Origin of the sequence: Mycolicibacterium pallens (assembly GCF_019456675.1) — a bacterium.
Lineage (GTDB): Bacteria > Actinomycetota > Actinomycetes > Mycobacteriales > Mycobacteriaceae > Mycobacterium > Mycobacterium crocinum.
Genome location: NZ_CP080333.1, coordinates 2344928 through 2370552 on the forward strand (window position 1 = coordinate 2344928; position 25625 = coordinate 2370552).

The following is a 25625-nucleotide window of genomic DNA, read 5'->3' on the forward strand; positions in this document are numbered from 1 at the left end:
GTGATTCAGCCTGCGCCGCCCGTGCCGCCTCCGCCGCCGGTGCCGCCCTTGCCGCCGACGCCGCCGGATTGAGCTTGGCCCGCACCGCCGCTGCCCCCGGTGCTGCCCGGATTGGCCCCGTTGGCGCCCGCGCCACCTTTGCCGCCGGTTCCGCCGGAGCCGCCGGCGCCACCGGTATTGGTCTGTCCGTTTGCGGCGTTGCCGCCGAAGCCGCCGGTTCCGCCCGTGCCACCGCGGCCGCCGGAGCCCACCGTGCCCACTCCGCCGGTCCCACCGGCGCCACCGGTGCCCCCGGCCCCGCCCGTGTTGTTCTGTCCGAAGTCGAAGTTGACGCCGCCGAAGCCGCCGTTGCCGCCAGTGCCGCCGGCACCGCCGGTGGCTCCGGCACCGCCTTGGCCGCCGGCTCCGCCGGTGCCGCCTGCGCCGCCGGCAAAGCCGCTGCTGCCCGGGCCGCCGGTACCGCCGTAGCCGCCGGCTCCGCCCGCCCCGCCGGTGCTGGTCCCGGTGCCGCCCTGGCCGCCGTTGCCGCCGAGGCCACCGTTGCCCGTGGCGGCCAAGCCGCCTGCGCCGCCCGTGCCGCCTGCTCCGCCCGTAACGCCGGCGCCACCTTTGCCGCCGTTGCCGGCGTCGCCGCCGGATTCGCCGAGACCGCCGGCCCCGCCGGTGCCGCCGCTCCCGCCCAGCGCACCGCCGTTACCGCCACTGCCGCCGTTGCCGCCAACGCCCGCGAATTGTGTTGTGAACGAACCGCCACCGACTCCGCCGGTACCGCCGTTGCCGCCGTTGCCGGTATGGCCATCCAGGCCGAAGAGCCCGAAGAAGCCACCCCGTCCGGCTGCCCCGCCATCACCACCGTTGCCGCCGTCGCCGCCGTTGCCGCCGAATGTCGGGGTTCCGGTACCTCCGCCGGCGCCGTTGCCGCCCGTTCCGCCGACGCCGCCGTCGCCGCCGCGGCCGAAGAAGAAGCCACCGGCGCCACCGCTGCCGCCGTTCCCGGCGTGGCCCCCGTCGTCACCGGGAAGGGAGCCCTCGACGCCTGCGATACCGGCGCCGCCGTTCCCGCCGCGGCCGAAGAAGAACCCGCCGGCTCCGCCGTTGCCGCCGTCGAGCCCGTTCCCGCCGTTGCCGATGAGCAGTCCGGCGTTGCCGCCGTTGCAAGCACTGCCGACGCAGCCTGGCTGCGCGTCGGCGCCGTTCCCGATGAATATCCCGATGATGGGAATGTCTCGTACGGAGATGTTGCTGACGGCGGCGGCCAGCGCAGTGGGGGCGACCGCATTCGCGGTAACCGCGGCGGGTCGGGCCGGCACCTCGACGCCGGATGGGCAATCGGTGTTGGTCATGAGGCACTGGAGTCCGTCGGGCGAGGCGTCGTTGCCCGGCGCCGCCTGTGCGGAACCCGCCAAAAAGAGGCCGGCCCCAGCGAATGCCGCCCCGACGGCGAGGTATAGCGCTGACCTCGCAGTGGTGCACTTCGACCGGAAAGCAGAGTCAGAAAGCACGGGAGTCCCTTCAGGTTGAGAGATCCGGGAAGAGCTGATTCTCCGAGATCATGACACTGCCGAAGCGCACCGCACAGGTATTTGCTGACAGAGGAGACAATTAGTGGGAGACATGCCGCGACGCCGACGTGCGGCCGGTCAGCCGCCTGGGCGAGCGCTGTCGTAAAGGCCCAGTGATTGCGCGACTGTGGTCGCCACCTCTGCACGCAAGGGCGAGATCGGTGCACTGCCCCGGGTGTGGACCGCGTTGGACAGCAGGACGACGTAGGTGTCCGAGCCCGGATCCAGCCACAGGGAGGTGCCCGTGAAGCCGGTGTGACCGAAGCTGCCGATGGGGAAGACCGCACCGCGCGTGGTGGATTGGCCCGTATCGATGTCCCAGCCGAAGCCGCGAAGGTTTTGCCCGGGAATCGCCGGATGCCGCTCGGGCTTTTCTCCGGCGGCCGCAGCGTTGGCCGCGTCGAGTTGTCCCGCGCTGTGCCCGGGCTGCTGCGGCGACGTCATCAATTCGAGGGTGGACTGCTGCAGCGGAAACGCGCTCGGCCGGCCCGCAAGTCGGTCGAGCAATGCCTGGGCGTAGACGCTGACGTCCGAGGCGGTCGAGAACACCCCGGCGTGTCCGGCCACTCCACCCATTCGCCGTGCCGTCGTGTCGTGCACGGTACCGCGCAGCAGGTTGCCGAAATCGGGGTTGCGACTGGGGTCGCCGGGGTTCTCTTCATCCCACGCCGTCGGCGCGATGAGCGGCAGGAGATTCGTATCCCATTGTCCCGCAGCGCATTCAGTGACTCTGGTGGGTGCCCAGTACGCCGCCGCACCGCGAATCGTGTGCGGACCGCAGACCTTCGCCACAGGGAGATAACGGGTTTCGGTCATACCCAGCGGGGCGAACACGTTCCGCTGCACGTAGTCGTCTTCGGGCTCGCCGGTGAGCTGCTCGACAAGTGCGCCGAGCAGGATGAAGTTGATGTCGGAGTAGCGGAACACTTCGCCCGGAGCGGATTCCAGCGGCGTCGTGAGCGCGCGACGAAAGCCCTCCGTCCGGTCTGGTGCATCCAGTCCCCACGGGTCTTTGAGCTCGACGTCGCCGGTTTCGCCGGAGGTGTGGGTGAGCAGCATGCGCACGGTCACCTCGGCGCGCTTGGGATCGTTGCCGAGGTTGAAGCCGGGTAGGTATCGCTGCACCGGGTCGTCGAAGCCTAGCCGGCCCTGCTCGTAGAGCTGCATGACGGCCGTTGCGGTGGCGAGCGGCTTCGTCAACGAGGCGAGGTCGAAGATCGTGTCCTCGGTCATCGGCTCAGCAGGGGCGGGCGCTCCGTCGAGGCCCCGTTCGCCGGCCAGCTTCCGGACGCCGAAGGCCCTGCGGAAGACGACCTTGCCGCTGTGCCCGACCACGACGACGGCACCGGGCAATCGGTTCGCGGCCACCGCGGCGGTCATGATTTTCGAGACCGCCGGGATGTCGGGCGTGGGCGGGCTGGGCGGGCGCACCGGAGCGACCGGCATCGGCGCGGCACGCACTGTTTCGGTCTGCGCGGCATGCGGCGCGGGGCCGTGGGAGCACGCTGCGGCCAAGGTCAGCAGAATGCAACCGGCAGCGCGTGCTGCCGACTGAAAACGGCTGTGGCACAGCTGAATCGGCTTGACCTCAGTCGAGGTAGTCGCGCAGCACCTGCGAGCGGCTGGGGTGGCGCAGCTTGCTCATGGTCTTCGACTCGATCTGCCGGATCCGTTCACGCGTGACCCCGTACACCTGGCCGATCTCGTCGAGGGTGCGCGGCTGCCCGTCGGTCAGGCCGAACCGCAGCCGCACGACGCCCGCCTCGCGCTCGGAGAGCGTCTCGAGCACCGACTGCAGCTGATCCTGCAGCAGCGTGAAGCTCACCGCGTCGACGGCCACGACGGCCTCGGAGTCCTCGATGAAGTCTCCGAGCTGGCTGTCGCCCTCGTCGCCGATGGTCTGGTCCAGCGAGATCGGCTCACGCGCGTACTGCTGGATCTCCAGCACCTTCTCCGGCGTGATGTCCATTTCCTTGGCCAGCTCTTCGGGCGTGGGCTCGCGGCCCAGGTCCTGAAGCAGCTCACGCTGGATGCGGCCGAGCTTGTTGATGACCTCGACCATGTGCACGGGGATACGGATCGTGCGGGCCTGGTCGGCCATCGCGCGGGTGATCGCCTGGCGGATCCACCACGTGGCGTAGGTCGAGAACTTGTAGCCCTTGGTGTAGTCGAACTTCTCGACCGCGCGGATCAGACCGAGGTTGCCTTCCTGGATGAGGTCCAGGAACGCCATGCCGCGGCCGGTGTAGCGCTTGGCCAGCGACACCACCAGACGCAGGTTGGCTTCCAGCAGATGGTTTTTCGCGCGGTCGCCGTCGCGGCAGATCCACTGCATGTCGCGGCGCTGCTGCACGGGCAGCTTCTCGCCCTTGTCGGTCTTTTCCGCCATCAGCTGCGTGGCGTAGAGGCCGGCCTCGATCCGCTTGGCGAGCTCGACCTCCTCCTCGGCGTTCAGCAGCGCGACCTTGCCGATCTGCTTGAGGTAGGCGCGCACCGAGTCGGCCGACGCGGTCAGCTCGGCGTCCTTGCGGGCCTGCCGCAGTGCCTCGGACTCCTCTTCGTCCCAGACGAAGTCGCCGGAGGCCTTGTCCTTCTCGGACGGCTCGGCGATGTCTTCGTCGTCGCCGGACTCGCCCTCGGCGGCGGGCGCAGCCTTGGTCGCGGCGCCTTCCTCGGTCTCGTCGTCGCTGTCGTCGTCCGACGAGTCGTCGGTGTCGTCGGCAACGTCCTCGAGGTCGTCGAGTTCCAGATCGTCGTCGGCTACGTCGAGTTCGGGGTCGCCGTCGAGCTCGCCGTCGAGTTCGTCATCGGTGCCGGCCTCGGCATCGGTGTCGGCGGGGGCGGCGTCCTTCTTGGCCCGGCCACGGGTGGCCGGCGCCTTCTTGGCGGCTGCTTTGGTGGCACGCGCCTTGGTCGGGGCGGCCGTGACATCGGTGATCTCGGAATCGCCGGCCTCGGCTGCGCGGGGAGCGGCCTTGGTGGCACGCTTGGCCGGCGCGGAACCGTTGGCTGCCTTGGCTGCCGGCTTCTTCGCGGGAGTCTTGGTGGCGGTGCGCTTCACCGGCTCTTCGGTTGCCGGGCTTGCCTTGGTCGCTGCCACGTACACCCTTTCGGTCGTGCTGGCTCTCGGTGGGCGTGGGCGCGCCACCGAAAGCGTCGGCTATGAGGACTATTGGCGTGGATCTCGTGGTGGATTCTCGCCGCTATATCCGGTAGGCGGCCGCCGTTGACCATTGTAACGACACTGTGGGCCCGAACCGCGCCGAGCAAGGAAAAATCAGCGTGTGACGTCGGTCTGAGCCGCCATCGCGGCCCCGACGATGCCCGCCTCGTTGAGCAGCTCCGCGGCCACGACCGGGGTCCGGTTCTTCAGCAGCGGTATCCATTTCTCGGCCTTGCGGCTGATGCCGCCGCCGGCGATGAACAGGTCGGGCCAGATCGCGTTCTCGATGGTGACCAGCACTTTCGTGACTTCCTGGCTCCACCGCTCGTAGCTCCAGTCCTTGCGTTCCTTCACCGAGGAGGCCGCCCGATGCTCGGCTTCCTTGCCGTCGACTTCGAGGTGGCCGAACTCGGTGTTGGGCAGCAGCTGGCCGCCGTGGATCACCGCGGATCCGATTCCGGTGCCGAAGGTCAGCAACACGATCACGCCGTCCCGGTTGCGTCCGGCGCCGTGGCGCTGTTCGGCGACGCCGGCGGCGTCGGCGTCGTTGAGCACGGTCACCTGCTGGCCGCCGAGTGCGTCGCTGATGATCTGGGAGGCGTTGGTGCCGATCCAGCCCTTGTCGACGTTGGCCGCGGTCTGCACGACGCCGTTGACGACGACGCCGGGGTAGGTGACACCCAGCGGGCCGGTCCAGTCGAAGTGCCGGACCACCTCGGCCACGGTCTTGGCGACTGCTTCCGGTGTCGACGGCTGCGGTGTGAGCAACTTGAACCGCTCGCCGATCAGTTTGCCGGTGTCCAGATCGACGATCCCGCCCTTGACCCCGCTGCCACCGACATCGACGCCGAAGCCGCGGTTCGATCCGGGGGTGGGGGATTCGGTGTCGGGCATGGGCTGCTCCTCGGCGAGGCGGGCGGTCTACGCGTTCCACACACTAGTGGCTGCGCCGCCCTTTGGGTGTCGGGATTCCTGTGCTGCGATGGTCAGGTGAGCGACAACCGGGCAGAACAATTACGCGTGCTGGCCGAGCAGTTGGCCGCCGAAGCCGCCGCATTCGTCCGCCGCCGGCGCGCGGAGGTCTTCGATAGCGAGGACGACTCGATCGGCGCCAACGCGATCCGCACGAAGAGCACGCCGACCGACCCGGTGACTGTTGTCGACACCGAAACCGAACTGCTGCTGCGTGATCGGCTCGGTGCGCTGCGACCGGACGATGTCATCCTCGGCGAGGAAGGCGGAGGTCCGGCCGCCGGGGTCGACGGCGCGGTCTGCTGGGTGATCGACCCGATCGACGGCACAGTCAACTTCATGTACGGCATTCCGGCATACGGGATTTCGATCGCTGCGCAGATCGACGGAGTGTCGGTCGCGGGTGCGGTCGCCGACGTGGTCAGCGGTGACATCTATTCCGCAGCGGTCGGCTCCGGCGCCCACGTGCTCGGCGCCGGGCAGCGCCGGGGGTTGCGCGCCAGCACGGTGAGCGACCTGTCGATGGCGTTGGTGGGCACCGGTTTCGGCTATGCACCGCAGCGGCGCGCCGAGCAGTCGGCGTTGCTGGCCCAGCTGCTGCCGCAGGTGCGCGACGTCCGCCGGATCGGTTCAGCAGCGCTGGACCTGTGCCTGGTCGCGGCGGGTCGGCTGGATGCCCACTACGAACACGGCCTGAACGTGTGGGACTGGGCGGCCGGGGCGTTGATCGCCACCGAGGCGGGCGCAGTGGTGGCGTTGCCGGAGCCCGGCGAGGAGGGCGGCCTGCTGGTGGCGGCGGCGCCCGGGGTCGCGGCCGCGCTCACCGAAGCGCTGGAGCGATCCGGGGGACTGCGGGCGCTGCCCTAGTCAGCAGGTGCCGTTGTGGATCTTGGTCAGCAAGGTCGAGTCGGCGGGCTCGGTGGCGTCGGGACGCAGCCCGGCCAGGACGGCGTCGATGTCGTCGCTGTGCGCCAGCGTGGTGAAGTCGGTGCCGATCGCCAGGTCAACCGAGTCGTCCTTGCGATCGTCCTGGAACAGCTCGACGCAGGGCGCCACCAACCACACCGCCGCCGCACCGGCCCGTCCGCTGGAGCCGAAGCGGATCTGGCCCTGGCAGGTCAGCCGGGTGTTGGTGTAGATCGGGTCGTTGGCCGCGGTGGGCTGGGCGAAGCCGAGGTCGCGTAGCGCGCCGGCGACCTCACCGGCCTGTCCGCCCTGGCCGCTGGCGTTGAGCACCCGGATCTTGGTGTCGACCAGCTTGGCCGGCGCGACGTCGATCATCGACGAGTGCGACACCTGCTCGCCGAGCTTGGGGGCGGCCGGATCGGTGGCCGGTGGCGGCGGGTTGCAGGTCGCGGCTTCCCGCACATCGACGGGGCGGGTCAGCACAAACCCCCACACGATGGCGGTGATCACGAACATCACGCCCAGCGCGATGAGTCCGGGCAGGTAGTTGCGTCGACGGAACGGGCGACCGTGCTTGTCGAAGGCCGTGCCCTCCGTGATTTGAGCGACCACGGATGCACTCTAGAGGCAGTCGCCCGATCCTCGTCCAACACGCCCATTCATCGGATTGAATACATGTGACGTAAATCACACACGACGTAAGGGGGATCCGGGCACGAATAGTTTGGCGGATCCGTTCCACGCTGATACAAAGCCATGCTGAGGTTACGAGGGGACGACAAGATGGCTACCGACTACGACGCCCCGCGGCGCACCGAGACTGACGAGGTGTCCGAGGATTCGCTCGAGGAATTGAAGGCTCGCCGCAATGAGGCGCAGTCGGCCGTGGTGGATGTCGATGAGACGGACTCCGCGGAGAACTTCGAGCTGCCCGGTGCCGATCTGTCGGGCGAGGAGCTATCGGTACGCGTTGTTCCGAAGCAGGCAGACGAGTTCACCTGCTCCAGCTGCTTTTTGGTGCATCACCGCAGCCGACTGGCCAGCGACAAGAACGGTGTGTTGCTCTGCACCGATTGCGCCGCTTGATCAGCTCCGCAATGCGGAGAGCACCCGGTCCGGATGGCGGGCGCTGACCAGCCAATACGGGGTCGGATCGTCCGGGTCGTCGAGCACGACCAGAACCAGAGGGCCCACCCAGCCGCGATGCAGCACGAACGCTGCCGGATCGAGCTGGCGGCCCAGCGCCGCCGACTTCGCGGATCGCGGGATCTCGGCCGAGCGGGAGACCACCGACATCGGCAGATGCGCCTGACCGGCCCACAGTTCGACCTCAGCGCCGTCGGTCACGACCCGGACCTCGGTACGACTCATCCACAGCAGCACGCCGACCGCGACCGCGCCGAGCAGGGCGTAGGGCAGCCACACCGGCAGGGTGCGCACACCCATGGTGACTTCCTTGGCGATCAGGGCGGCCAGAGCCAGGCCGAGCGGCCACCACCACCACGGCACCCACAGCCGCTCGCGGTACCGCACGGTTTGCGAGGTCACACGCGAACCAGACACGCGGCCAAGGGTAGTCTTCGCATCGTGCCGACCAGTCTCGCGGTGGTTCGCCTGGACCGCGATCTCCCGATGCCCAGCCGCGCCCACGACGGCGATGCGGGCGTGGATTTGTTCAGCGCGCAGGACGTCGACCTGGCGCCCGGCCAGCGCGCCCTGGTGGGCACAGGGATCGCCGTGGCGATCCCGCACGGCATGGTCGGTCTGGTCCACCCGCGCTCCGGTTTGGCTGCGCGCGTTGGACTTTCGATCGTCAACAGCCCCGGCACGATCGACGCCGGTTACCGCGGCGAAGTGAAAGTGTCGTTGATCAACCTCGACCCCGCGACGCCGATCACGATCCGGCGTGGCGACCGCATCGCCCAGTTGCTGGTCCAGCGGGTCGAACTTCCAGAGCTGGTCGAGGTGGCCTCGTTCGACGAGGCCGGACTGGCTGACACCACCCGTGGCGAGGGCGGCTACGGATCCTCCGGCGGACATGCGAGTTTGTGATGGCATTCGGCAGACGTAAGAACGAAGCGGGCGCGGACGCGACGCCGGAGACCCCGGCGGTCGAGGACGTCGCCGTCGAGGACGTCGAGGACGTCGACAGCGGCGGCAACGACTACGAGGGCGGCCCGTTCGACATCGAGGACTTCGACAACCCGGCCGACGCCGCCGAAGCCCGGCTGGACCTTGGCTCGGTGCTCGTACCGATGCCAGCGGCCGGCCAGGTGCAGGTTGAGCTGAACGAGGTGGGAGTGCCCAGCGCGGTATGGGTGGTCACGCCGCACGGCCGGTTCACGATCGCCGCCTACGCGGCGCCAAAGTCGCCCGGATTGTGGCGCGAGGTCGCCAGCGAGCTGGCTGATTCGCTGCGCAAGGACAACGCGCGGGTGTCCATCGAGGACGGCCCGTGGGGTCGTGAGGTGGTCGGCACCGGTGCCGGAGTGGTCCGCTTCATCGGCGTCGACGGCTACCGCTGGATGATCCGCTGTGTGGTCAACGGCGCGCCCGAGGCGATGGAAAACCTGGTTGCCGAGGCGCGAGAAGCCTTGAGCGACACCGTGGTTCGTCGCGGTGACACCCCACTACCGGTGCGCACCCCGCTGCAGGTCCAGCTGCCCGAGCCGATGCTCGAGCAGCTGCGGCAGGCCGCCGCGCAGCAGGCGCAGATGGCGGCCGCTCAGCAGGCGCTGATGCAGCAGCAGGGCCAGGGCGAGATGCCGACCGAGCGGCGCAGTGCCTCCGGCTCGGCCATGCAACAGCTGCGCAGCTCCAGCACCGGCGGCTAGTCGGCCGCCTCGATCAGCGCCTCCACACAGGCCGAACCCAGAACCTCCGGGTTCGGGCCGAAGTCGTCGAGGCTGACCGTCCGCAGCGCCGCGTGCGGTGCCGCCGCCACCCATTCCACCGCCACCTCCAGCGGATGGATCGGGTCGTCCGTCGCCCCCACCACACCCATCGGCACACTGAGCCGTTCCAGCTCGGCGACGCTGGGGGCGACATACCCGACGGCTTCCTCCATCGCATCGGGCAGCTCCGGCCACTGACCCAGCCAGCTGCGGGCCAGCTCGTCGGCCAGCCAGGCCGGGCTGGAGGCCCGCATCTGCGCGGTGGTGGCGACCAGGCCCTCGGTGCGCAATTGATGCGCCGTGTGCCGGGCCGACAGCGCGGCCGGGGCCTCGTGTGCCGCTCCGCTCCACGCCGGCAACGCGGCCAGCACCGCCACCGCGTGCCCGGGGTGTGCCAGTGCCCAGGCCAGCGTCACGGCCGCGCCGATCGACACCCCGCCGACGAGGATCGGGCCGTTGCGGGCGGCGTCATCGAGCGCTTCGAGATAGCCGGCGACCAGCCGGGCAGGCTGCGGCGCAGGCGTCGCGACCACCGTGCCGACGGGGTGTAGCGGCCCGGCGAACGCCCGGTACACGTAGTCGTCGTCGGAACCCGTGCCGGGCAGCAGCACCGCTGTGACTCCCCGGAAAGTGATGCTCATCTCATGATCGTGCCCTGTGACGTATTAGCAACGGCCGCCGCGGGTATGCCACGTAGCGTCGGGGAACCAAGAGGTCTACCGTTGCGTTGGCATTGTGATCCGCTGGAGTATCAGGAGAGGCCATGGCTACGGCCGAAAGTTTCGTCCGACGTCTCACCCGTCGGTTGACGGAGGACCCTGAGCAGCGCGACGTCGAAGAGCTCACTGACGAAGCCGCCCACTCCGGCGCCCAGCGAGCAATCGATTGCCAGCGAGGCCAAGAGGTCACCATGGTGGGCACCCTGCGCAGTGTCGAAACCAACGCCAAGGGCTGCGCCGGCGGTGTGCGCGCCGAATTCTTCGATGGCACCGACACCGTGACACTGGTCTGGTTGGGACAGCGCCGCATCGCCGGTATCGAATCGGGCCGGGCACTGAAGGTGCGTGGCCGGCTGGGCACTTTGGAGAACGGCACCAAGGCCATCTACAACCCGCACTACGAGATCCAGACTTGAGCCGTCCCGTCGAAGACAGCGATCGCACCGACGGCTCGACCCCCGACGACGTTGCCGAGACCCCCGAGGAGCGGACGGCGGCCCAGGCGCTGCTGGCCCAGATGGGCGGCGTCAGCGGGCTGATCTATTCGGCACTGCCGGTTGCGGTGCTGGTCCCGGTGAACACCGCGTTCGGCCTGGTGTCCGCCATCAGCGCTGCGCTCGGCGTCGCCGCCCTGATTTTGGTGTGGCGGCTCTACCGCCGCGATTCCGTGCAGCCCGCCATCTCGGGATTCATCGGCGTGGGGATCAGCGCGCTGATCGCCTGGATCGTGGGCGCCTCGAAAGGCTATTTCCTACTTGGCATTTGGACGTCACTGATCTGGGCCGGGGTGTTCGCAGTCTCGGTGCTGATCCGCCGTCCCATCGTGGGCTATGCGTGGAGCTGGTTGCAAAGCAAGGACCGCGCCTGGCGCAGCAACCGGCGCGCCGTGCTGGCCTTCGACATCGCGACGCTGACCTGGGTGCTGGTCTTCGCGGCGCGCTTCGTGGTGCAGCGTCACCTCTACGACCTCGACCAGACCGGCTGGCTGGGGGTGGCCCGCATCGCGATGGGCTGGCCACTGACCGCCGTCGCCGCTCTGGTGACCTATCTGGCGATCCGCGCCGCGCAGCGGGCGATCCACGCCGCGCATGCGCACAGCCACGAGACTCCGTCGGCGCCCACCGGCGACTGATCTTCGGTGACTGCCCGCGACGACCGCCTGCTGGTCGCCGTCGCCGTGCTGGCGTCGTTCGTCGCCTTCCTCGACGGCTCGGTGGTCAACCTCGCGTTGCCCGCCATCAGCGCTGAACTCGGCGGCGGTCTGGTCATCCAGCAGTGGGTGGTCGACGGCTACCTGCTGACCCTGGGTGCCCTGATCCTGGTTGCCGGCGCCATCTCCGACACGTTCGGACGGCTGACGGTGCTACGGACCGGGCTGGTCGTGTTCGGCGTCGCGTCCCTGGTGTGCGCGGTGGCCCCGAACGGCGTGGTGCTGGTGATCGGGCGCTGCGTGCAGGGGCTCGGTGCGGCGTTCCTGGTGCCCAGCTCGCTGGCGATGATCAACGCCAAATTCACCGGAGGAGAGCAATCCCGCGCGATCGGGATCTGGACGGCGTGGACCGGCACCGCGTTCGTGATCGGTCCGCTGCTGGGCGGCCTGCTGGTCGAAACCCTCGGCTGGCGCTGGGTGTTCGCGGTCAACGTGGTGCCGCTGGCCGTGACGATGGTCCTGGCCGGCAGGCTGAGCGACGAACCGGTCCGGCGGCCCGGGCGTATCGACGTTGTCGGCGCCGTGCTCACGGCGGTGGGTCTGAGCGCGATGGTCTTCGCGATGATCGAGCAGCAGCGGCTGGGCTGGCACCACCCGCTCATCGTCGCGGGCCTGATCGCCGGGCCCGCCTGTCTGATCGCGTTCGGCTGGTGGGAGCGGCGCACGACCCATCCGATGCTGCCGCCCGCAGTGTTCAGTGCCCGCAACTTCACCGTCGGCAACGTGGCCACCGTCTTCCTCTACGCGGGCATCACGCTCGGGATGCTTCTGGTGGCGCTGTTCGTTCAGGAAGTCGGCCGGCTCTCACCCGCGCAGGCCGGTCTCGCAACACTGCCGGTGCCCGTGCTGTCGTTCCTGCTGGCCGCCCGCTTCGGTGAACTGGCGGGCCGGCACGGACCCCGCCGCTTCATGGCGGTGGGGCCGGTGATCGCGGCGGCGGGTTTCGGGTGGATGGCGCTGGCCCACGGCAACGTGTGGGTGCAAACCGTGCCGGGTCTGGTGCTGTTCGGGATCGGGCTGTCGGTCACGGTGTCACCGCTGACGGCCGCGATCCTGGCGGCGGTGGACCCGGCCCAGAGCGGCATCGGCTCGGCGATCAACAACGCGGTGGCCCGGGTGGCGGGACTGATCGCTATCGCGTTCACCGCTGTGATCGTCGGGGACGCAGTGAGTTTGGACGGTTTTCGCCGCGGCGTGCTGACCTCGGCGGCACTGCTGGTGATCGCCGGCATCGTGTCGGCGGTCGGCATCCGCGACGATCGCGGTCGATCCCCGGAGTCGGTCGCGACCGCGGCCTGCCGCGACCGCTAGGTCGACGACGACAGCACGGTCTTGCGCAGTTCCTCTTCCACCTCGGGCGCGGCCACGAACAGCAGTTCGTCGCCGCCTTCGAGCGGTTCGTCGGCTTCCGGCACGATCACCCGCTGACCGCGCAGGATCGTCACCAGCGTGGCGTCGCGCGGCAGGATCAGCTTGCGTACCGGCCGGCCACCCCACGGGGTGTCGTCGGGCAGGGTGATCTCGACGAGGTTGGCATGGCCCTGGCGGAACTGCATCAGCCGGACCAGGTCGCCGACGGCGACGGCCTCTTCCACCAGCGAGGCCAGCATCCGCGGCGTGGACACCGCCACGTCGACGCCCCACGAGCTGTCGAACAGCCACTCGTTGCGGGGATCGTTGACCCGGGCCACGACGCGGGACACTGCGAACTCCGTCTTGGCCAGCAGGGACAGCACCACATTGGCCTTATCGTCGCCGGTGGCGGCGACGACGACGTCGAAGTCGTGCAGGTGCACCGACTCCAGCAGGCTGATCTCACAGGCATCACCGAGGCGCCAGTGCGCCGCCGGGATCGCGTCGACGTCGAGGTGCTCGGCGTTGCGCTCGATGAGCGTCACCTCGTGCTCGCTCTCCAAGAGCTCGCGGGCGATGGACCGGCCGACCGCACCCGCGCCGGCGATCGCCACCTTGAGTCGTTTGTCACCCATGTCAGTGCCCCTCTTCGACGTCGGGGCCGGGCGGTAGCGCCGCGATGGCCAGCGCTTCGGCGGCGCGCCCGGACACCGCCGCGATGTAGACCTGGTCACCGGCCTGCAGGACGGTCTTGGGTTCGGGCAGGATCCCGGTGCCGAACCGGATCACGAAGGCCACCCGGGAACCGGTCGCCTCCTCCAAGGACGTCAGCCGGTGGCCCACCCAGCCTTCGTGGAGCGCCACCTCGGCGACGGCCATCGTGCCGGTGGGGTCGCGCCACTTCGTCGTCTCGGTGTCGCGCACCAGCGCGCCCAGCAGCCGGTCGGTGGTCCAGGGCACGGTGGCCACCGTCGGGATACCCAGTCGCTCGTAGACCGCGGCGCGCTTGGCGTCATAGATGCGCGCGACGACGCGCTGCACACCGAACGTTTCGCGCGCCACCCGCGCGGAGATGATGTTGGAGTTGTCGCCCGAGGACACCGCGGCGAACGCGTCGGCGTCCTGAATTCCGGAGCGCAGCAACACTTCTCGGTCGAATCCCATGCCCAGCACCCGCTCGCCGGAGAAGTCCGGCGACAGCCGGTGGAACGCCGTGGGATCCCGGTCGATGATCGCCACTTCGTGGCCGATCCGCGACAGAGCGTCAGCCAGCGCCGCGCCGACGCGGCCGCACCCCATCACCACTACCCGCACCTGGTGTCCTCTCGACTTCGACATCCGCCGACCCGACCGTATGGGGAACGCTACAGCCAAACCGGCTAGCGCCTACTCTTGGCACTCGTGTCTAAGCTTTCGACCGCCGCACGTCGGCTGGTCCTGGGGCAGCCGTTCCGCAGCGACAAGCTGAGCCACACGTTGCTGCCCAAGCGCATCGCCTTGCCCGTCTTCGCCTCTGACGCCATGTCGTCGGTGGCCTACGCGCCGGAGGAAGTCTTCCTGGTGCTGTCGGTGGCGGGCCTGTCCGCCTACGCGATGGCGCCGTGGATCGGGGTGGCGGTGGCGCTGGTCATGCTGGTGGTGGTGGCCTCGTACCGGCAGAACGTGCACGCCTATCCCTCCGGCGGCGGTGACTACGAGGTGGTGACCACGAACCTGGGGCCGACAGCGGGCCTGACGGTGGCCAGCGCCCTGCTGGTCGACTACGTGCTCACCGTCGCGGTGTCGATGGCCTCGGCGATGTCGAACATCGGCTCGGCGTTCCCGTTCATCGCCCAGCACAAGGTGTGGTTCGCCGTGGCGGCGATCGTGCTGTTGACCGCAGCCAACCTCCGCGGCATTCGCGAGTCGGGCACCGCGTTCGCGATCCCGACCTACGCCTTCATCATCGGCATGTTCATCATGTTGATCTGGGGCTTCTTCCAGATCTACGTACTCGGTGACCACCTGCAGGCCGAGTCGGCCAAGTTCTCCATGCACTCCGAACACGGCGATGTCATGGGCTTCGCGCTGGTGTTCCTTGTCGCACGCGCATTCTCGTCGGGCTGTGCGGCGCTGACCGGTGTCGAGGCGATCAGCAATGGCGTGCCCGCGTTCCGTAAACCCAAGTCGAAGAACGCCGCAACCACGCTGCTGCTGCTGGGCACGATTGCGGTCGCCTTGCTGATGGGCATCATCGTGCTCGCCACCAAGATCGGCGTGAAGATCGCCGAACGGCCGGCCGAGCAGCTTGGCGGCGCACCCGCCGACTACCACCAGAAGACGATGGTGGCCCAGCTGGCCGAGACCGTATTCGCCGGCTTCCCGCTGGGTCTGTGGCTGATCACCGGTGTCACGGCGCTGATCCTGGTGTTGGCGGCCAACACCGCGTTCAACGGCTTCCCGGTGCTGGGGTCGATCCTGGCTCAGGACCGCTACCTGCCCCGCCAGCTGCACACCCGCGGTGACCGGCTGGCGTTCTCCAACGGCATTCTTTTCCTGGCGATGGCCGCGATCGCGTTCGTCCTCGCGTTCAACGCCGAAGTCACCGCGCTGATCCAGCTCTACATCGTCGGCGTGTTCGTGTCGTTCACCCTCAGCCAGATCGGCATGGTCCGGCACTGGACGCGACACCTGCGTACCGAGACCGATCCGCGCACCCGCCGCCACATGATGCGGTCGCGGGTGATCAACACGATCGGCTTCATTGCGACCGGTGCCGTGCTGATCGTCGTTCTGGTCACCAAGTTCGTCGCCGGTGCGTGGATCGCCATCCTGGCCATGTCCAGCCTCTTCATCTTGATGAAGGCGATCCACAAGCACTACGACACCGTGGCTCGTGAGCTGGCCGAGCAGGAGGCCGAGCAGGGCGATGTGGTCCTGCCCAGCCGCAACCATGCCGTCGTGCTCGTCTCCAAACTGCATATGCCGACGTTGCGCGCACTGTCCTATGCCAGGGCCACCCGGCCCGATGTGCTGGAGGCCATCACCGTCAATGTCGACGACTCCGAGACCCGCCAGCTGGTGCACAAGTGGGAAGACAGCGATATCACCGTCCCGCTGAAAGTTGTTGCCTCCCCGTACCGTGAGGTCACCCGTCCGGTACTGGACTACGTCAAGCGGATCAGCAAGGAAGCCCCGCGCACGGTGGTGACCGTGTTCATCCCCGAATACGTGGTGGGCCATTGGTGGGAACAGGTGCTGCACAACCAGAGCGCGTTGCGACTCAAGGGTCGGCTGTTGTTCATGCCGAATGTGATGGTGACTTCGGTTCCGTGGCAACTGAATTCGTCGGAGCGAGTACACGAGCTGCAGGCGCAGAACGCACCGGGTGATGTGCGACGGGGCTTCTTGGAGTGACGCGATAGTGGGCCAGGGGGACACGGTCGAGCTGGAACTGCACACCGGCGCGGCCGCCAACGGGGGTAGCTGTGTGGCACGGCACGACGGCCGGGTGGTCTTCGTCCGCTATGCCCTGCCCGGTGAGGTGGTGCGGGCACGGGTGACCGGTGACCGCGGATCCTATTGGCACGCAGAGGTAATCGAGATCCTCGAGCCGTCCGAGGACCGGGTGGAGTCGCTGTGCCCAATCGCCGGTGTCGACGGGGCCGGTTGCTGCGATCTGGCCTTCGCCGCCCCCGAGGCGGCCAGGGTGCTCAAGGGTCAGGTCGTGTCCAATCAGCTGGCCCGGCTCGGAGATTTCGCCTGGGATGGAGTGGCCGAACCGCTCGGTGACGGCGCGGCCCACGGCTGGCGCACCCGGGTGCGGCTGGACACCACCAGAGAAGGCCGCGTGGGGTTCCACCGCTACCACAGTTCGGAACTCGTCACCGATCTCGACTGCGCCCAACTACCTGCCGGCATGCTCGACGGCCTCGCGGACATGACGTGGTCGGCCGGTGCGCACGTACACGTGGCCATCGACGACGACGGCGACCGGCACGTCGTGCAGTCCGGCCCGCGGTCGGGCCGCAAGAGCAAGCCCTCGACCCGAGTCGTGGAAGGCAATTACGAAGCGGTGCAACGCGTCGGCGCCCGAGAGTGGCAGATACCGGTCACGGCGTTCTGGCAGGCGCACCGCGACGCGGCGCGTATCTACAGCGGACTGATCGGGCAGTGGGCGCGCCTGGAGCGCGGGATGACCGCGTGGGATCTGTACGGCGGCGCGGGCGTTTTCGCCGCGGTGCTCGCCGACGGTGTCGGGGACACCGGTGAGGTGATCACCGTCGACACCTCACGCGGCTCGTCACGGGCGGCGCACGCGGCACTGGCCGACCTCGCCACCGTCTCGGTGGTGACCGACTCGGTGCGCCGGGCACTGAGTACACAGCGACGCCGTGCCGATGTCGCCGTCCTGGACCCGCCGAGATCGGGCGCCGGCCGCGAGATCATCGACCAGCTGGCGGACGCCGAGGTGCCACGGGTGATCCACATCGGTTGTGAGGCAGCGTCATTCGCACGCGACGTCGGGCTCTACCGTAAGCAGGGCTACACGGTCGAGGAGCTGCGGGTGTTCGATTCGTTCCCGCTCACCCATCACGTCGAGTGTGTGGCGGTACTGACGCGCTAGCGCGGGTATGCCTGCGTGATGCAGACGTTTCTGCCGTACGCCGATTTCGGATCGTCGGCGCGGGTGCTCGATCCGAAACGGCTCGGCAAGCAGCGCGTCGAAGCCATCCAGGTGCTTCGCGCGCTGACCGTGCCCGGCTACGGCTGGCGGCATCACCCTGCCGCCGCGATGTGGGCGGGATACGAAGAGGCACTGGTGACCTACGGTCTCGACGTCTGCGCGGTGTGGTGTGCGACGGGCCGGGGCGACACCTGTGCCGCGACGCTCGTGGTGGACCTGACGCAGAACACCGGCCTGAGTTCGCCGCGCCCGCAGGCTGAACTCGCCGCGGCAGGGGAGTTGCCACCGTGGCTGGGCGACCAGGACTTCCACCGCAGCCATCAGTCGGCGCTGCTGCGTAAGGACCCACTGCACTACGGCCCACACTTCCCGGGGGTGCCCGACGATCTGCCGTACGTCTGGCCGGCGTCTGACCGTGAGCGCCGGGTGCCGCTGGACGCGGTGCGATCGGTCACCGGCCGCTAGAGTGGCTCCCCGGTGTGCCGGGAAGTCTGGTCGGCGGTCTTTTTCGTGTTCGTCGACAGTGGAGGGCAATCGTGGCCGACCGCAAGCCGTTGCTGCCCCGGGCGTTGTTCTCGCGGGGCTCGTGGTCGGAAACCTCGCGCATCAGCACGATTCTGCGCAGGGAGACCGTCGGCGGGGCGCTGCTGCTGGCGGCCGCCGCGATCGCCCTGATCTGGGCCAATTCCCCGTGGTCTGCCGCTTACCACCGGCTCGGCGACCTCCATGTCGGCACCGACCGGATCGGGCTGCACCTCGACCTGACACTGGGCGGTTGGGCGGCCGACGGACTGTTGGCGATCTTCTTCTTCGTCGTCGGCCTCGAACTGAAGCGGGAGTTCGTCGCCGGCGATCTCCGCGATCCCGGTCGCGCCGCGCTGCCGATCGCGGCGGCGGTGGGCGGCATGGTGCTGCCCGCGGTGATCTTCGTCGCATTCACATTCCACGTGGGCGACGGCGCCACCCGGGGTTGGGCGATTCCGACGGCCACCGACATCGCGTTCGCGGTGGCGGTACTCGCGGTGCTCTCCACCCATCTGCCGGGGGCACTGCGGACATTCCTGCTCACGCTGGCCGTCGTCGACGATCTGCTGGCGATCACCGTGATCGCGGTGTTCTACACCGACAGGATCAACGTCACCGCGCTGCTGGTCGCGCTGATTCCGCTGGCGCTGTTCGCGGTCCTCGTGCAGCGGCGAATTCGGTCCTGGTGGCTGTTGCTTCCGCTGGCGGCGCTCACCTGGGCCTTCGTGCACGAATCCGGCGTCCATGCCACGGTCGCGGGTGTTCTGCTCGGTTTCACGGTGCCCGTGCTGCGCAGCGCGGCGGCCGGCGGTCCGGACGCCGGACCGGGGCTGGCCGAGCACTTCGAGCACCGGATACGCCCCGTGTCGGCGGGTTTCGCGGTGCCGGTGTTCGCGTTCTTCGCCGCCGGTGTGACGTTCGGCGGCTATGACGGTTTGATAACAGCTCTGTCCGATCCGATCGCGATGGGCATCGTCGCGGCCCTGGTGGTCGGCAAGACGGTCGGGGTGTTCGGCACCACCTGGCTACTGTCCGCGGTGACCCGCGCCAGTCTCGATTCGGCTTTGCGCTGGGTCGACGTGTTGGGCATGTCCATGCTCGCCGGGATCGGCTTCACGGTATCCCTGCTGATCGGCGAATTGGCCTACGATCCGGGCTCCGAACGCCACGATGTCGTCAAGGTCGCGGTGCTCGCGGGAAGTTTGCTGGCCGCGATCCTCGCGGCGGTTGTGCTGCGCCTGCGCAACCGCCACTACCGCCTGGTCTGGGAGCTGGAGAACCGCGACGACAACCACGACGGTGTGCCCGACGTCTACGCGTCTGGACAGGACTGATCACTACGACGGTGCGTAGACTGGCCGAATGCTTGAACAGGTTCGCGGCCCTGCCGACTTGCAACACCTGTCCCAGGCGCAGCTGACCGAGCTGGCTGCCGAGATTCGCCAGTTCCTGATCCACAAGGTCGCTGCCACGGGCGGCCACCTCGGGCCCAATCTCGGTGTGGTCGAGCTGACGCTGGCCCTGCACCGGGTCTTCGACTCTCCGCACGACCCTATCCTTTTCGACACCGGCCACCAGGCCTACGTCCACAAGATGCTCACCGGCCGCGCCGCCGAGTTCGACTCGTTGCGCAAGAAGGACGGCCTGTCGGGTTATCCGGCGCGGGCCGAGAGTGAGCACGACTGGGTCGAATCCAGCCACGCGTCGGCGGCCCTGTCCTACGCCGACGGGCTGGCCAAGGCCTTCGAGCTGACCGGCCACCGCAACCGCCACGTGGTGGCCGTGGTCGGTGACGGCGCACTCACCGGCGGTATGTGCTGGGAAGCGCTGAACAATATCGCCGCCGCCAAGCGGCCGGTGATCATCGTCGTCAACGACAACGGCCGCTCCTACGCGCCGACCATCGGCGGCCTGGCCGACCATCTCGCCGGACTGCGGTTGCAGCCGGGCTATGAGCGGGTGCTGGAGCGCACCCGGGTCGCCGTGCGCGGTATGCCGGTCATCGGCGAAGCCTGCTATCAGGCCATGCACAGCGTGAAGGCCGGCATCAAGGACGCGCTGTCCCCGCAGGTGCTGTTCACCGACCTCGGCCTGAAGTACGTCGGCCCGATCGACGGCCACGACGAGCACGCCGTGGAGACCGCGCTGCGGTACGCGCGTGGCTTCAAGGCGCCGGTGATCGTGCACGTGGTGACCCGCAAGGGCATGGGTTATGCGCCGGCCGAGAACGACGAAGCCGAGCAGATGCACTCGTGCGGCGTGATCGACCCCGACACCGGGCTGGCCACCAAGTCGGCCGCCCCCGGCTGGACGTCGGTGTTCTCCGACGCGCTGATCTCCTACGCCACCAAGCGGCGCGACATCGTCGCGATCACCGCGGCGATGCCCGGCCCGACCGGGTTGTCGGCGTTCGGCGAACGCTTCCCGGACCGGCTGTTCGACGTCGGCATCGCCGAGCAGCATGCGATGACCTCGGCGGCGGGGCTGGCGATGGGCGGCCTGCACCCGGTGGTGGCGATCTACTCGACGTTCCTCAACCGAGCGTTCGATCAGATGATGATGGACGTCGCCCTGCACAAACTGCCGGTCACCATGGTCCTCGACCGTGCCGGCATCACCGGTAACGACGGCGCCAGCCACAACGGCATGTGGGACCTGTCGATCCTGGGAATCGTTCCGGGGATGCGGGTGGCCGCGCCGCGCGACGGCGCGCGGCTGCGGGAGGAACTCGGCGAAGCGCTCGAGGTCAACGACGGTCCGACCGCGATCCGCTTCCCGAAAGGTGAAGTGGGCGAGGATATTCCGGCGCTCGAGCGGGTGTCCGGTCTCGACATCCTGGCGCGGCCGGACGAGGGCCTGAGCAACGATGTCCTGCTCGTCGCGGTAGGCTCGTTCGCGCCGATGGCACTGAAAGTCGCACAGCGACTGCGTAATCAGGGCATCGGGGTGACGGTGGTCGATCCCCGCTGGGTGCTTCCGGTGCCCGACGCGATTGCGCCCCTTGCCACGTCCCACAAGCTGGTGGTGACGATGGAGGACAACGGTGTGCACGGCGGAGTCGGCTCGGCGGTGTCGGCCGCGTTGCGTGCCGCCGACATCGATGTGCCGTGCCGCGATCTCGGTGTGCCGCAACAGTTCCTCGACCACGCCAGCCGTGGTGAGGTGCTCGAGGAGATCGGCCTGACCGAGCAGAACATCGCCCGTCAGGTCACCGGGTGGGTGGCCGCACTCGGCACGCTCGAGGACACCGTCAGCGACTCCGCCGAGAAGACGAACTGAGTCAATCCGCTTCGGCGGCAGGTGAACTCAGCGCTTCGGTGAGTACTGGCACGACCAGTGCTCGCTGCCATGTCCTTGCGCCGCCGTCGCGCAGGAACGTCTCGACCGCTCCGCGGACGTCGTTGGTTTCCTGCCAGTCCCAGCACAGCCTGCGAATGAGCTCGGGGGAGACCAGGTTCTCGGTGGGCACGTGTACCCGCTCGGAGAGCTCGGACAGGCGCGCACGCGCGGCGTCCAGGCGTGCGGCGGCCTCGGGTTTGCGTTTGGCCCAGCGCACCGCGGGCGGCGGACCGTTCTGCGGTTCGGCGCTGTCGGGCGGGTCGGGGTTGGTGCGGGCCGCCTCAAGAGCGGCCAGCCAGACGTGGGCGCTGCGGCGCTGTTTGTGCCCGCCGAAGATCGGCAGCTTGGTCAGCTCCTCGACGGTCTTCGGGTCGGCCACGGCTGCGGCGATGATCGCCGAATCCGGCAGGATCCGTCCCGGGGCGATGTCCCGCCGCCGCGCGATCTGATCGCGCACGGTCCACAGTTCGCGCACCGCGGCCAGCGCCTGGCGGTTGCGAACCTTGTGGATGCCTGACGTCCGCCGCCACCGGTCGCGGCGGGTCACCGTCGGCTCGGCGGACCGGAGATATTCGAATTCCTCTGCGGCCCAATCTGATTTGTTCTGTCCGGCCAGCTCGCCGGCGATCGCCTCGCGCAGCTCCACCAGCACCTCGACGTCGAGTGCGGCGTAGTTCAGCCAGGCGTCGGGCAGCGGGCGTTTGGACCAGTCCGCCGCGCCGTGACCCTTGGCGAGGCCGAGCCCGAGTAGGCGCTGCACCATCGCCGCCAGGTTCACCCGCTCGAAACCGGCGAGGCGGCCGGCCAATTCGGTGTCGTAGAGCGCCGGCGGCCGCATCCCCACCTCGGCCAGACACGGCAGGTCATGATCGGCGGCGTGCAGGATCCACTCGTCTTCGGCCAGCACCTCGGCCACCGGCCGCAGCACGTCGATCGGGCTGCTGCCGTGGTTGACCGGGTCGATCAGTACGGTGCCCGCGCCGGTGCGCCGGATCTGGATCAGGTAGGCGCGGTTAGAGTAACGGAACCCCGACGCGCGTTCGGCGTCGACGGCGAACGGTCCGCTGCCCTTCGCGAGTTGGTCGGCGGCGCGGGCGATCTCGTCGACGCTGACCGACACCGGTGGCACGCCCCCGGACGGGCAGAGCAGGGGAGTCGCCTCGGCGGCTTCGTCGGCTGCGGCATCGGGCGCCGCGTCCGCGGCGTCATCATCGTGTTCGGACATGTCAGGCGCGTGAGCGAGAACCCAGGTCCGTCACTCCCACGGGCGGCAGGCCCGCAGCGTGTTCGAGGACCTCACAGAACGCCTGGACATGAGTGTCGAGCGCCATGGTGGTGGCCGTCCACGACGCACGCATCTCGAGCTGATGCGCGCGTGGGGGGCCGGAGATGTCGCCGTAGCGCACCGAGGTGGTGGCCGTAACGGTTCCGCCGAGGGCGGTGACGTGCTCGGAGCGGCTGTCGAGCGCGTCGACCAGCCAGCTCCAGGCGACCTCGGGAAGCAGCGGGTCGACGGCCTCACTGGAATCGAGATCGGCCTGGATGTAGGCGACCAGGCGCATGGTGCCGTCCCAGGCTTCCGAGCCGTCGGGATCGTGCAGCAGGATCAACCGGCCGAAGGCATCGCCGTCGGAGGTCTCCGGGACGATGTCGGAGTCGGGGTGCTTGACCTCGGCGCCCAGCGCATAGCTGTACGGCGCGAGACGTTGGGGTGGACGGATGGGACCGAGTTCGATCTCCGCCCGTACCTGGGCGGTGTTCATCGCCGCCACCGCCTCGCGGAAAAGCGCGGGTTCCGCAGTGGTCACGCCAAATGACGCTAGCCCTATCGTCGAGGTCGAGTGGGCAGGCGCGCCGATTTGGTGCCATCAGGGCTCGTGGGCTGGGCGCGCGGGCTCGTGGGAACATGGACGCGATGAGTACCCGTCGCCAGCTGCCCGAGGCGCCCTACCTGGCCGCCGCCACTGGCCGCAAACCCAGCCGCATCCCGGTGTGGTTCATGCGCCAGGCCGGCCGATCGTTACCGGAGTACCGGGAACTGCGTGCCAAGAACACCATGATGCAGGCCTGCTTCGACCCGGCCCTGATCAGTGAGATCACCCTGCAGCCGGTGCGCAGGCACGGGGTGGACGCGGCGATCTTGTTCTCCGACATCGTGGTGCCGATGCGCGCGGCGGGCATCGAACTCGACATCGTGCCCGATGTCGGCCCGGTCATCGACAACCCGGTGCGAACCGCGGCCGATGTGGCGGCTCTGAAAGGTCTTGAGCTACAGCGGGTCAGCGCGGTCTCCGACGCGGTGGCAACGCTGGTGGACGAGCTCGGCGAGGTACCGCTGATCGGTTTCGCCGGCGCCCCGTTCACGCTGGCGTCCTACCTGGTCGAGGGTGGCCCCAGCAAGCTGCACGAGCGGACCAAGGCGATGATGTTCGCCGACCCGTCGACCTGGCATGCGCTGATGGGCTTGCTGACCGATCTGACGATCGCCTTCCTGAAAGTGCAGCTCGACGCCGGTGTGGACGCCATCCAGGTGTTCGATTCGTGGGCGGGCACGCTGTCGCTGGCCGATTACCGCACCCATGTGCTGCCGCACAGCTCCCGCGTCTTCGCCGCGCTGGCCGACTACCGGGTGCCGATGACGCATTTCGGGGTGGGCACCGCCGAGCTCCTGGGCGCCATGGGGGAGGCCGGCGCGACCGTCGTGGGCGTCGACTGGCGCACTTCGCTGGCCGATGCGGCGCTGCGGGTCGGTCCGAATGTGGCGTTGCAGGGCAACCTGGACCCGGTCGTGCTGCTGGCCGGCTGGCCGGTGGTCGAGCAGGCCGCGCGCTCGGTGGTCGACGACGGACGCCTGGCGGTCGACGCCGGTGCGGCTGGGCACATCTTCAATCTGGGGCACGGCGTCCTGCCGGCGACCGACCCGGGGCTGCTGACGGACTTGGTGCATCTGGTGCATTCGTTGTGAGGTATTGCGTTGTCGGGGGCGGCATTTCGGGCTTGGTCGCGGCCTATCGACTGCGCGTGCTGGCTGGCCCGGACGCCGAGATCACGGTGTTCGACCCGGCCGACCGCCTCGGCGGCATTCTGCGCACCGAACGGATCGCGGGCCAGCCGATGGATATCGGCGCCGAGGCGTTCGTGGTGCGCCGCCCCGAGGTGCCCGCGCTCCTGAGTGAGCTGGGCCTGGCCGGCCGTCAGATCAGCACCACCGGCGTCCGCCCGACCATCTACAGCCAGGGGCGCCTGCATCCGCTGCCGCCCGACACCGTCAACGGCATCCCGACCTCCGCGGCCTCGGTGACCGGCCTGGTCGACGACGCGACGATCGCGCAGATGGCCGCCGAACCCAGCCGGCCGCTGCACTGGCAGGCCGGCGCGGATCCGGCGGTCGGCGCGGTGGTCGCCGACCGGTTCGGCGAGCAGGTCGTCGCCCGCTCGGTGGACCCGATGCTGTCCGGCGTGTATGCCGGTTCGGCGGCCACCATCGGCATCCGCTCCGCGGTGCCGACGCTGGCCGCCGCCCTCGACGCGGGGGCCACGAGCCTGACCGACGCCGGGCGGCGCGCGCTGCCGGGCAGTACGCAAGGTCCGGTGTTCGGTGCAATCGACGGCGGCTACCAGGTGCTGCTGGACACGTTGGTGACCCGCAGCCGGCTGCGTTGGGTACCGACCTCGATCCAGCACATCGCCCCCGACGGGACGGGCTGGAATCTACGCGATGACGAGGGCCAGCATTGGCGTGCCGACGGGGTGATCGTGGCGGTGCCGGCCCCGCGGCTGGCGCCGCTGGTCGCCGACGTCGCGCCCAACGCCGCGGCGGCGGCCGCCCGGATTCCGGTCGCCTCGGCCGCGGTGCTGGCACTGGCCGTCCCCGGCGGTACGCCGCTGCCCGCGCAGTCCGGTGTGCTGGTCGCCAGCGGAGAACCGTTGCACACCAAGGCGATAACGCTGTCCAGCCGCAAGTGGGGGACGCGCGGCAACGCCGAATTGCTGCGGCTGTCGTTCGGGCGGTTCGGTGACGAGATTGCCCGAACGACCTCCGACACCGATCTGCAGTCCTGGGCGCTGGCCGATGTGTTGACCGTGTTCGGCATCGCGGTGGACCCGGTCGATGTCCGGGTGCACCGCTGGTTGGACGCGATGCCGCAGTACGCCCCCGGGCACCGCGAGCTGGCCGCCGAGCTGAGGGCCGGGCTGCCGCCCACGCTGGCGATCGCGGGCAACTATCTGGACGGCATCGGCGTGCCCGCCTGTGTGGGGGTGGCGGGCCGGGCCGCCGAAGCTGTGGCGGCTGCCACCATCCGCCGATAGCGGCA

The 25625-nt window shown here is 69.1% G+C and carries 24 protein-coding genes and 1 pseudogene; 14 read left to right on the plus strand and 11 right to left on the minus strand.

Annotated features, from left to right (window positions below):
* Window positions 1-260: 260 nt before the first annotated feature.
* The 4 genes and pseudogenes from K0O64_RS11565 to ppgK all read right to left on the minus strand — a co-directional run.
* Window positions 261-1259 (minus strand): annotated as a pseudogene (locus K0O64_RS11565) (hypothetical protein); the annotation flags it as partial.
* Between the two features lie 381 nt (window positions 1260-1640).
* Window positions 1641-3008 carry a serine hydrolase domain-containing protein gene (locus K0O64_RS11570; protein ID WP_220046500.1) on the minus strand — a complete coding sequence of 456 codons (1368 nt, stop codon included), beginning with the start codon at window positions 3006-3008 and terminating at the stop codon, window positions 1641-1643.
* 142 nt (window positions 3009-3150) lie between these two features.
* Complete coding sequence (locus K0O64_RS11575; RefSeq protein WP_071949934.1) at window positions 3151-4662, minus strand: RNA polymerase sigma factor; 1512 nt, start codon at window positions 4660-4662, stop codon at window positions 3151-3153.
* Between the two features lie 177 nt (window positions 4663-4839).
* Complete coding sequence (ppgK, locus tag K0O64_RS11580; RefSeq protein ID WP_071945719.1) at window positions 4840-5619, minus strand: polyphosphate--glucose phosphotransferase; 780 nt, start codon at window positions 5617-5619, stop codon at window positions 4840-4842.
* A gap of 96 nt (window positions 5620-5715) precedes the next feature.
* Here ppgK and K0O64_RS11585 point away from each other — a divergent pair, with 96 nt between their 5' ends.
* Window positions 5716-6564 carry an inositol monophosphatase family protein gene (locus K0O64_RS11585; protein WP_071945717.1) on the plus strand — a complete coding sequence of 283 codons (849 nt, stop codon included), beginning with the start codon at window positions 5716-5718 and terminating at the stop codon, window positions 6562-6564.
* Here the strand turns inward: K0O64_RS11585 and cei are convergent, their stop codons facing one another.
* A complete protein-coding gene (gene cei, locus K0O64_RS11590) occupies window positions 6565-7215 on the minus strand; it encodes an envelope integrity protein Cei (protein ID WP_071945715.1) in 651 nt (216 codons plus the stop codon).
* 171 nt (window positions 7216-7386) lie between these two features.
* Here cei and K0O64_RS11595 point away from each other — a divergent pair, with 171 nt between their 5' ends.
* Window positions 7387-7689, plus strand: coding sequence for a DUF4193 domain-containing protein (locus K0O64_RS11595; RefSeq protein WP_071949933.1), 303 nt, complete (start codon window positions 7387-7389; stop codon window positions 7687-7689).
* On the opposite strand, the gene K0O64_RS11600 is transcribed toward K0O64_RS11595, so the two are convergent.
* The gene (locus K0O64_RS11600; protein WP_096311184.1) at window positions 7690-8166 is read right to left on the minus strand and encodes a DUF3093 domain-containing protein; all 477 of its coding nucleotides are present in this window, start codon (window positions 8164-8166) and stop codon (window positions 7690-7692) included.
* Between the two features lie 24 nt (window positions 8167-8190).
* On the opposite strand from K0O64_RS11600, the gene dut reads away from it, so the two are divergent.
* Window positions 8191-8655, plus strand: coding sequence for a dUTP diphosphatase (dut, locus tag K0O64_RS11605; protein WP_096311185.1), 465 nt, complete (start codon window positions 8191-8193; stop codon window positions 8653-8655).
* Window positions 8655-9437 carry a DUF3710 domain-containing protein gene (locus tag K0O64_RS11610; RefSeq protein ID WP_220046371.1) on the plus strand — a complete coding sequence of 261 codons (783 nt, stop codon included), beginning with the start codon at window positions 8655-8657 and terminating at the stop codon, window positions 9435-9437. Before dut ends, K0O64_RS11610 begins: the two co-directional genes overlap by 1 nt.
* On the opposite strand, the gene K0O64_RS11615 is transcribed toward K0O64_RS11610, so the two are convergent.
* The gene (locus tag K0O64_RS11615) at window positions 9434-10138 is read right to left on the minus strand and encodes an alpha/beta fold hydrolase (protein WP_096311187.1); all 705 of its coding nucleotides are present in this window, start codon (window positions 10136-10138) and stop codon (window positions 9434-9436) included. The genes K0O64_RS11610 and K0O64_RS11615 overlap by 4 nt on opposite strands.
* A gap of 122 nt (window positions 10139-10260) precedes the next feature.
* Here K0O64_RS11615 and K0O64_RS11620 point away from each other — a divergent pair, with 122 nt between their 5' ends.
* From K0O64_RS11620 to K0O64_RS11630, 3 genes are read left to right on the plus strand one after another with little or no spacing between them, the layout of a single operon-like run.
* Window positions 10261-10632: an OB-fold nucleic acid binding domain-containing protein gene (locus K0O64_RS11620; RefSeq protein ID WP_096311188.1), complete on the plus strand. Its 372-nt coding sequence runs from the start codon at window positions 10261-10263 to the stop codon at window positions 10630-10632.
* Window positions 10629-11348 (plus strand): DUF3159 domain-containing protein, encoded by a 720-nt coding sequence (locus K0O64_RS11625; RefSeq protein WP_425574757.1) that lies wholly within the window; start codon window positions 10629-10631, stop codon window positions 11346-11348. Before K0O64_RS11620 ends, K0O64_RS11625 begins: the two co-directional genes overlap by 4 nt.
* A 6-nt stretch (window positions 11349-11354) precedes the next feature.
* On the plus strand, window positions 11355-12737 hold the full coding sequence (locus K0O64_RS11630; RefSeq protein ID WP_096311189.1) for an MFS transporter: 1383 nt from the start codon (window positions 11355-11357) through the stop codon (window positions 12735-12737).
* On the opposite strand, the gene K0O64_RS11635 is transcribed toward K0O64_RS11630, so the two are convergent.
* On the minus strand, window positions 12734-13414 hold the full coding sequence (locus K0O64_RS11635) for a potassium channel family protein (RefSeq protein WP_096311190.1): 681 nt from the start codon (window positions 13412-13414) through the stop codon (window positions 12734-12736). The two genes, K0O64_RS11630 and K0O64_RS11635, sit on opposite strands and share 4 nt — an antisense overlap.
* A 1-nt stretch (window position 13415) precedes the next feature.
* On the minus strand, window positions 13416-14093 hold the full coding sequence (locus K0O64_RS11640; RefSeq protein WP_071945698.1) for a potassium channel family protein: 678 nt from the start codon (window positions 14091-14093) through the stop codon (window positions 13416-13418).
* A gap of 78 nt (window positions 14094-14171) precedes the next feature.
* On the opposite strand from K0O64_RS11640, the gene K0O64_RS11645 reads away from it, so the two are divergent.
* The 5 genes from K0O64_RS11645 to dxs all read left to right on the plus strand — a co-directional run bounded on the left by K0O64_RS11645 (window position 14172) and on the right by dxs (window position 21249).
* On the plus strand, window positions 14172-16175 hold the full coding sequence (locus tag K0O64_RS11645) for an APC family permease (protein ID WP_220046372.1): 2004 nt from the start codon (window positions 14172-14174) through the stop codon (window positions 16173-16175).
* Window positions 16150-17385, plus strand: a complete 1236-nt coding sequence (locus tag K0O64_RS11650) for a class I SAM-dependent RNA methyltransferase (protein ID WP_096311192.1) — start codon at window positions 16150-16152, stop codon at window positions 17383-17385. Before K0O64_RS11645 ends, K0O64_RS11650 begins: the two co-directional genes overlap by 26 nt.
* 18 nt (window positions 17386-17403) lie before the next feature.
* Complete coding sequence (locus K0O64_RS11655) at window positions 17404-17910, plus strand: MSMEG_6728 family protein (protein ID WP_220046373.1); 507 nt, start codon at window positions 17404-17406, stop codon at window positions 17908-17910.
* Between the two features lie 71 nt (window positions 17911-17981).
* Window positions 17982-19304 (plus strand): Na+/H+ antiporter NhaA, encoded by a 1323-nt coding sequence (gene nhaA / locus K0O64_RS11660; RefSeq protein ID WP_096311194.1) that lies wholly within the window; start codon window positions 17982-17984, stop codon window positions 19302-19304.
* A gap of 28 nt (window positions 19305-19332) precedes the next feature.
* Window positions 19333-21249 (plus strand): 1-deoxy-D-xylulose-5-phosphate synthase, encoded by a 1917-nt coding sequence (gene dxs, locus K0O64_RS11665; RefSeq protein WP_220046374.1) that lies wholly within the window; start codon window positions 19333-19335, stop codon window positions 21247-21249.
* 1 nt (window position 21250) lies between these two features.
* On the opposite strand, the gene K0O64_RS11670 is transcribed toward dxs, so the two are convergent.
* A complete protein-coding gene (locus K0O64_RS11670) occupies window positions 21251-22534 on the minus strand; it encodes an HRDC domain-containing protein (RefSeq protein WP_220046375.1) in 1284 nt (427 codons plus the stop codon).
* Between the two features lies 1 nt (window position 22535).
* Window positions 22536-23072 (minus strand): DUF3000 domain-containing protein, encoded by a 537-nt coding sequence (locus K0O64_RS11675; protein WP_230986038.1) that lies wholly within the window; start codon window positions 23070-23072, stop codon window positions 22536-22538.
* A gap of 152 nt (window positions 23073-23224) precedes the next feature.
* Here K0O64_RS11675 and hemE point away from each other — a divergent pair, with 152 nt between their 5' ends.
* Both hemE and K0O64_RS11685 read left to right on the plus strand, forming a co-directional pair.
* Window positions 23225-24274 carry a uroporphyrinogen decarboxylase gene (hemE, locus tag K0O64_RS11680; protein WP_096312804.1) on the plus strand — a complete coding sequence of 350 codons (1050 nt, stop codon included), beginning with the start codon at window positions 23225-23227 and terminating at the stop codon, window positions 24272-24274.
* Window positions 24271-25620 (plus strand): protoporphyrinogen oxidase, encoded by a 1350-nt coding sequence (locus K0O64_RS11685; RefSeq protein WP_220046376.1) that lies wholly within the window; start codon window positions 24271-24273, stop codon window positions 25618-25620. The genes hemE and K0O64_RS11685 overlap by 4 nt, the downstream gene beginning before the upstream one ends.
* The last annotated feature ends 5 nt before the right edge of the window (window positions 25621-25625 follow it).

Excerpts from the sequence above, each read along its gene's own strand:
- K0O64_RS11655 (WP_220046373.1), top strand. The coding sequence starts at position 17,404 with ATGCAGACGTTTCTGCCGTACGCCGATTTCGGATCGTCGGCGCGGGTG.
- ppgK (WP_071945719.1), bottom strand. The coding sequence starts at position 5,619 with ATGCCCGACACCGAATCCCCCACCCCCGGATCGAACCGCGGCTTCGGC.
- K0O64_RS11635 (WP_096311190.1), bottom strand. The coding sequence starts at position 13,414 with ATGGGTGACAAACGACTCAAGGTGGCGATCGCCGGCGCGGGTGCGGTC.
- K0O64_RS11670 (WP_220046375.1), bottom strand. The coding sequence starts at position 22,534 with ATGTCCGAACACGATGATGACGCCGCGGACGCGGCGCCCGATGCCGCA.
- K0O64_RS11620 (WP_096311188.1), top strand. The coding sequence starts at position 10,261 with ATGGCTACGGCCGAAAGTTTCGTCCGACGTCTCACCCGTCGGTTGACG.
- hemE (WP_096312804.1), top strand. The coding sequence starts at position 23,225 with ATGAGTACCCGTCGCCAGCTGCCCGAGGCGCCCTACCTGGCCGCCGCC.
- K0O64_RS11615 (WP_096311187.1), bottom strand. The coding sequence starts at position 10,138 with ATGAGCATCACTTTCCGGGGAGTCACAGCGGTGCTGCTGCCCGGCACG.
- K0O64_RS11675 (WP_230986038.1), bottom strand. The coding sequence starts at position 23,072 with ATGAACACCGCCCAGGTACGGGCGGAGATCGAACTCGGTCCCATCCGT.
- K0O64_RS11610 (WP_220046371.1), top strand. The coding sequence starts at position 8,655 with ATGGCATTCGGCAGACGTAAGAACGAAGCGGGCGCGGACGCGACGCCG.
- K0O64_RS11595 (WP_071949933.1), top strand. The coding sequence starts at position 7,387 with ATGGCTACCGACTACGACGCCCCGCGGCGCACCGAGACTGACGAGGTG.
- K0O64_RS11570 (WP_220046500.1), bottom strand. The coding sequence starts at position 3,008 with ATGCCGGTCGCTCCGGTGCGCCCGCCCAGCCCGCCCACGCCCGACATC.
- K0O64_RS11650 (WP_096311192.1), top strand. The coding sequence starts at position 16,150 with ATGTGCGACGGGGCTTCTTGGAGTGACGCGATAGTGGGCCAGGGGGAC.
- dxs (WP_220046374.1), top strand. The coding sequence starts at position 19,333 with ATGCTTGAACAGGTTCGCGGCCCTGCCGACTTGCAACACCTGTCCCAG.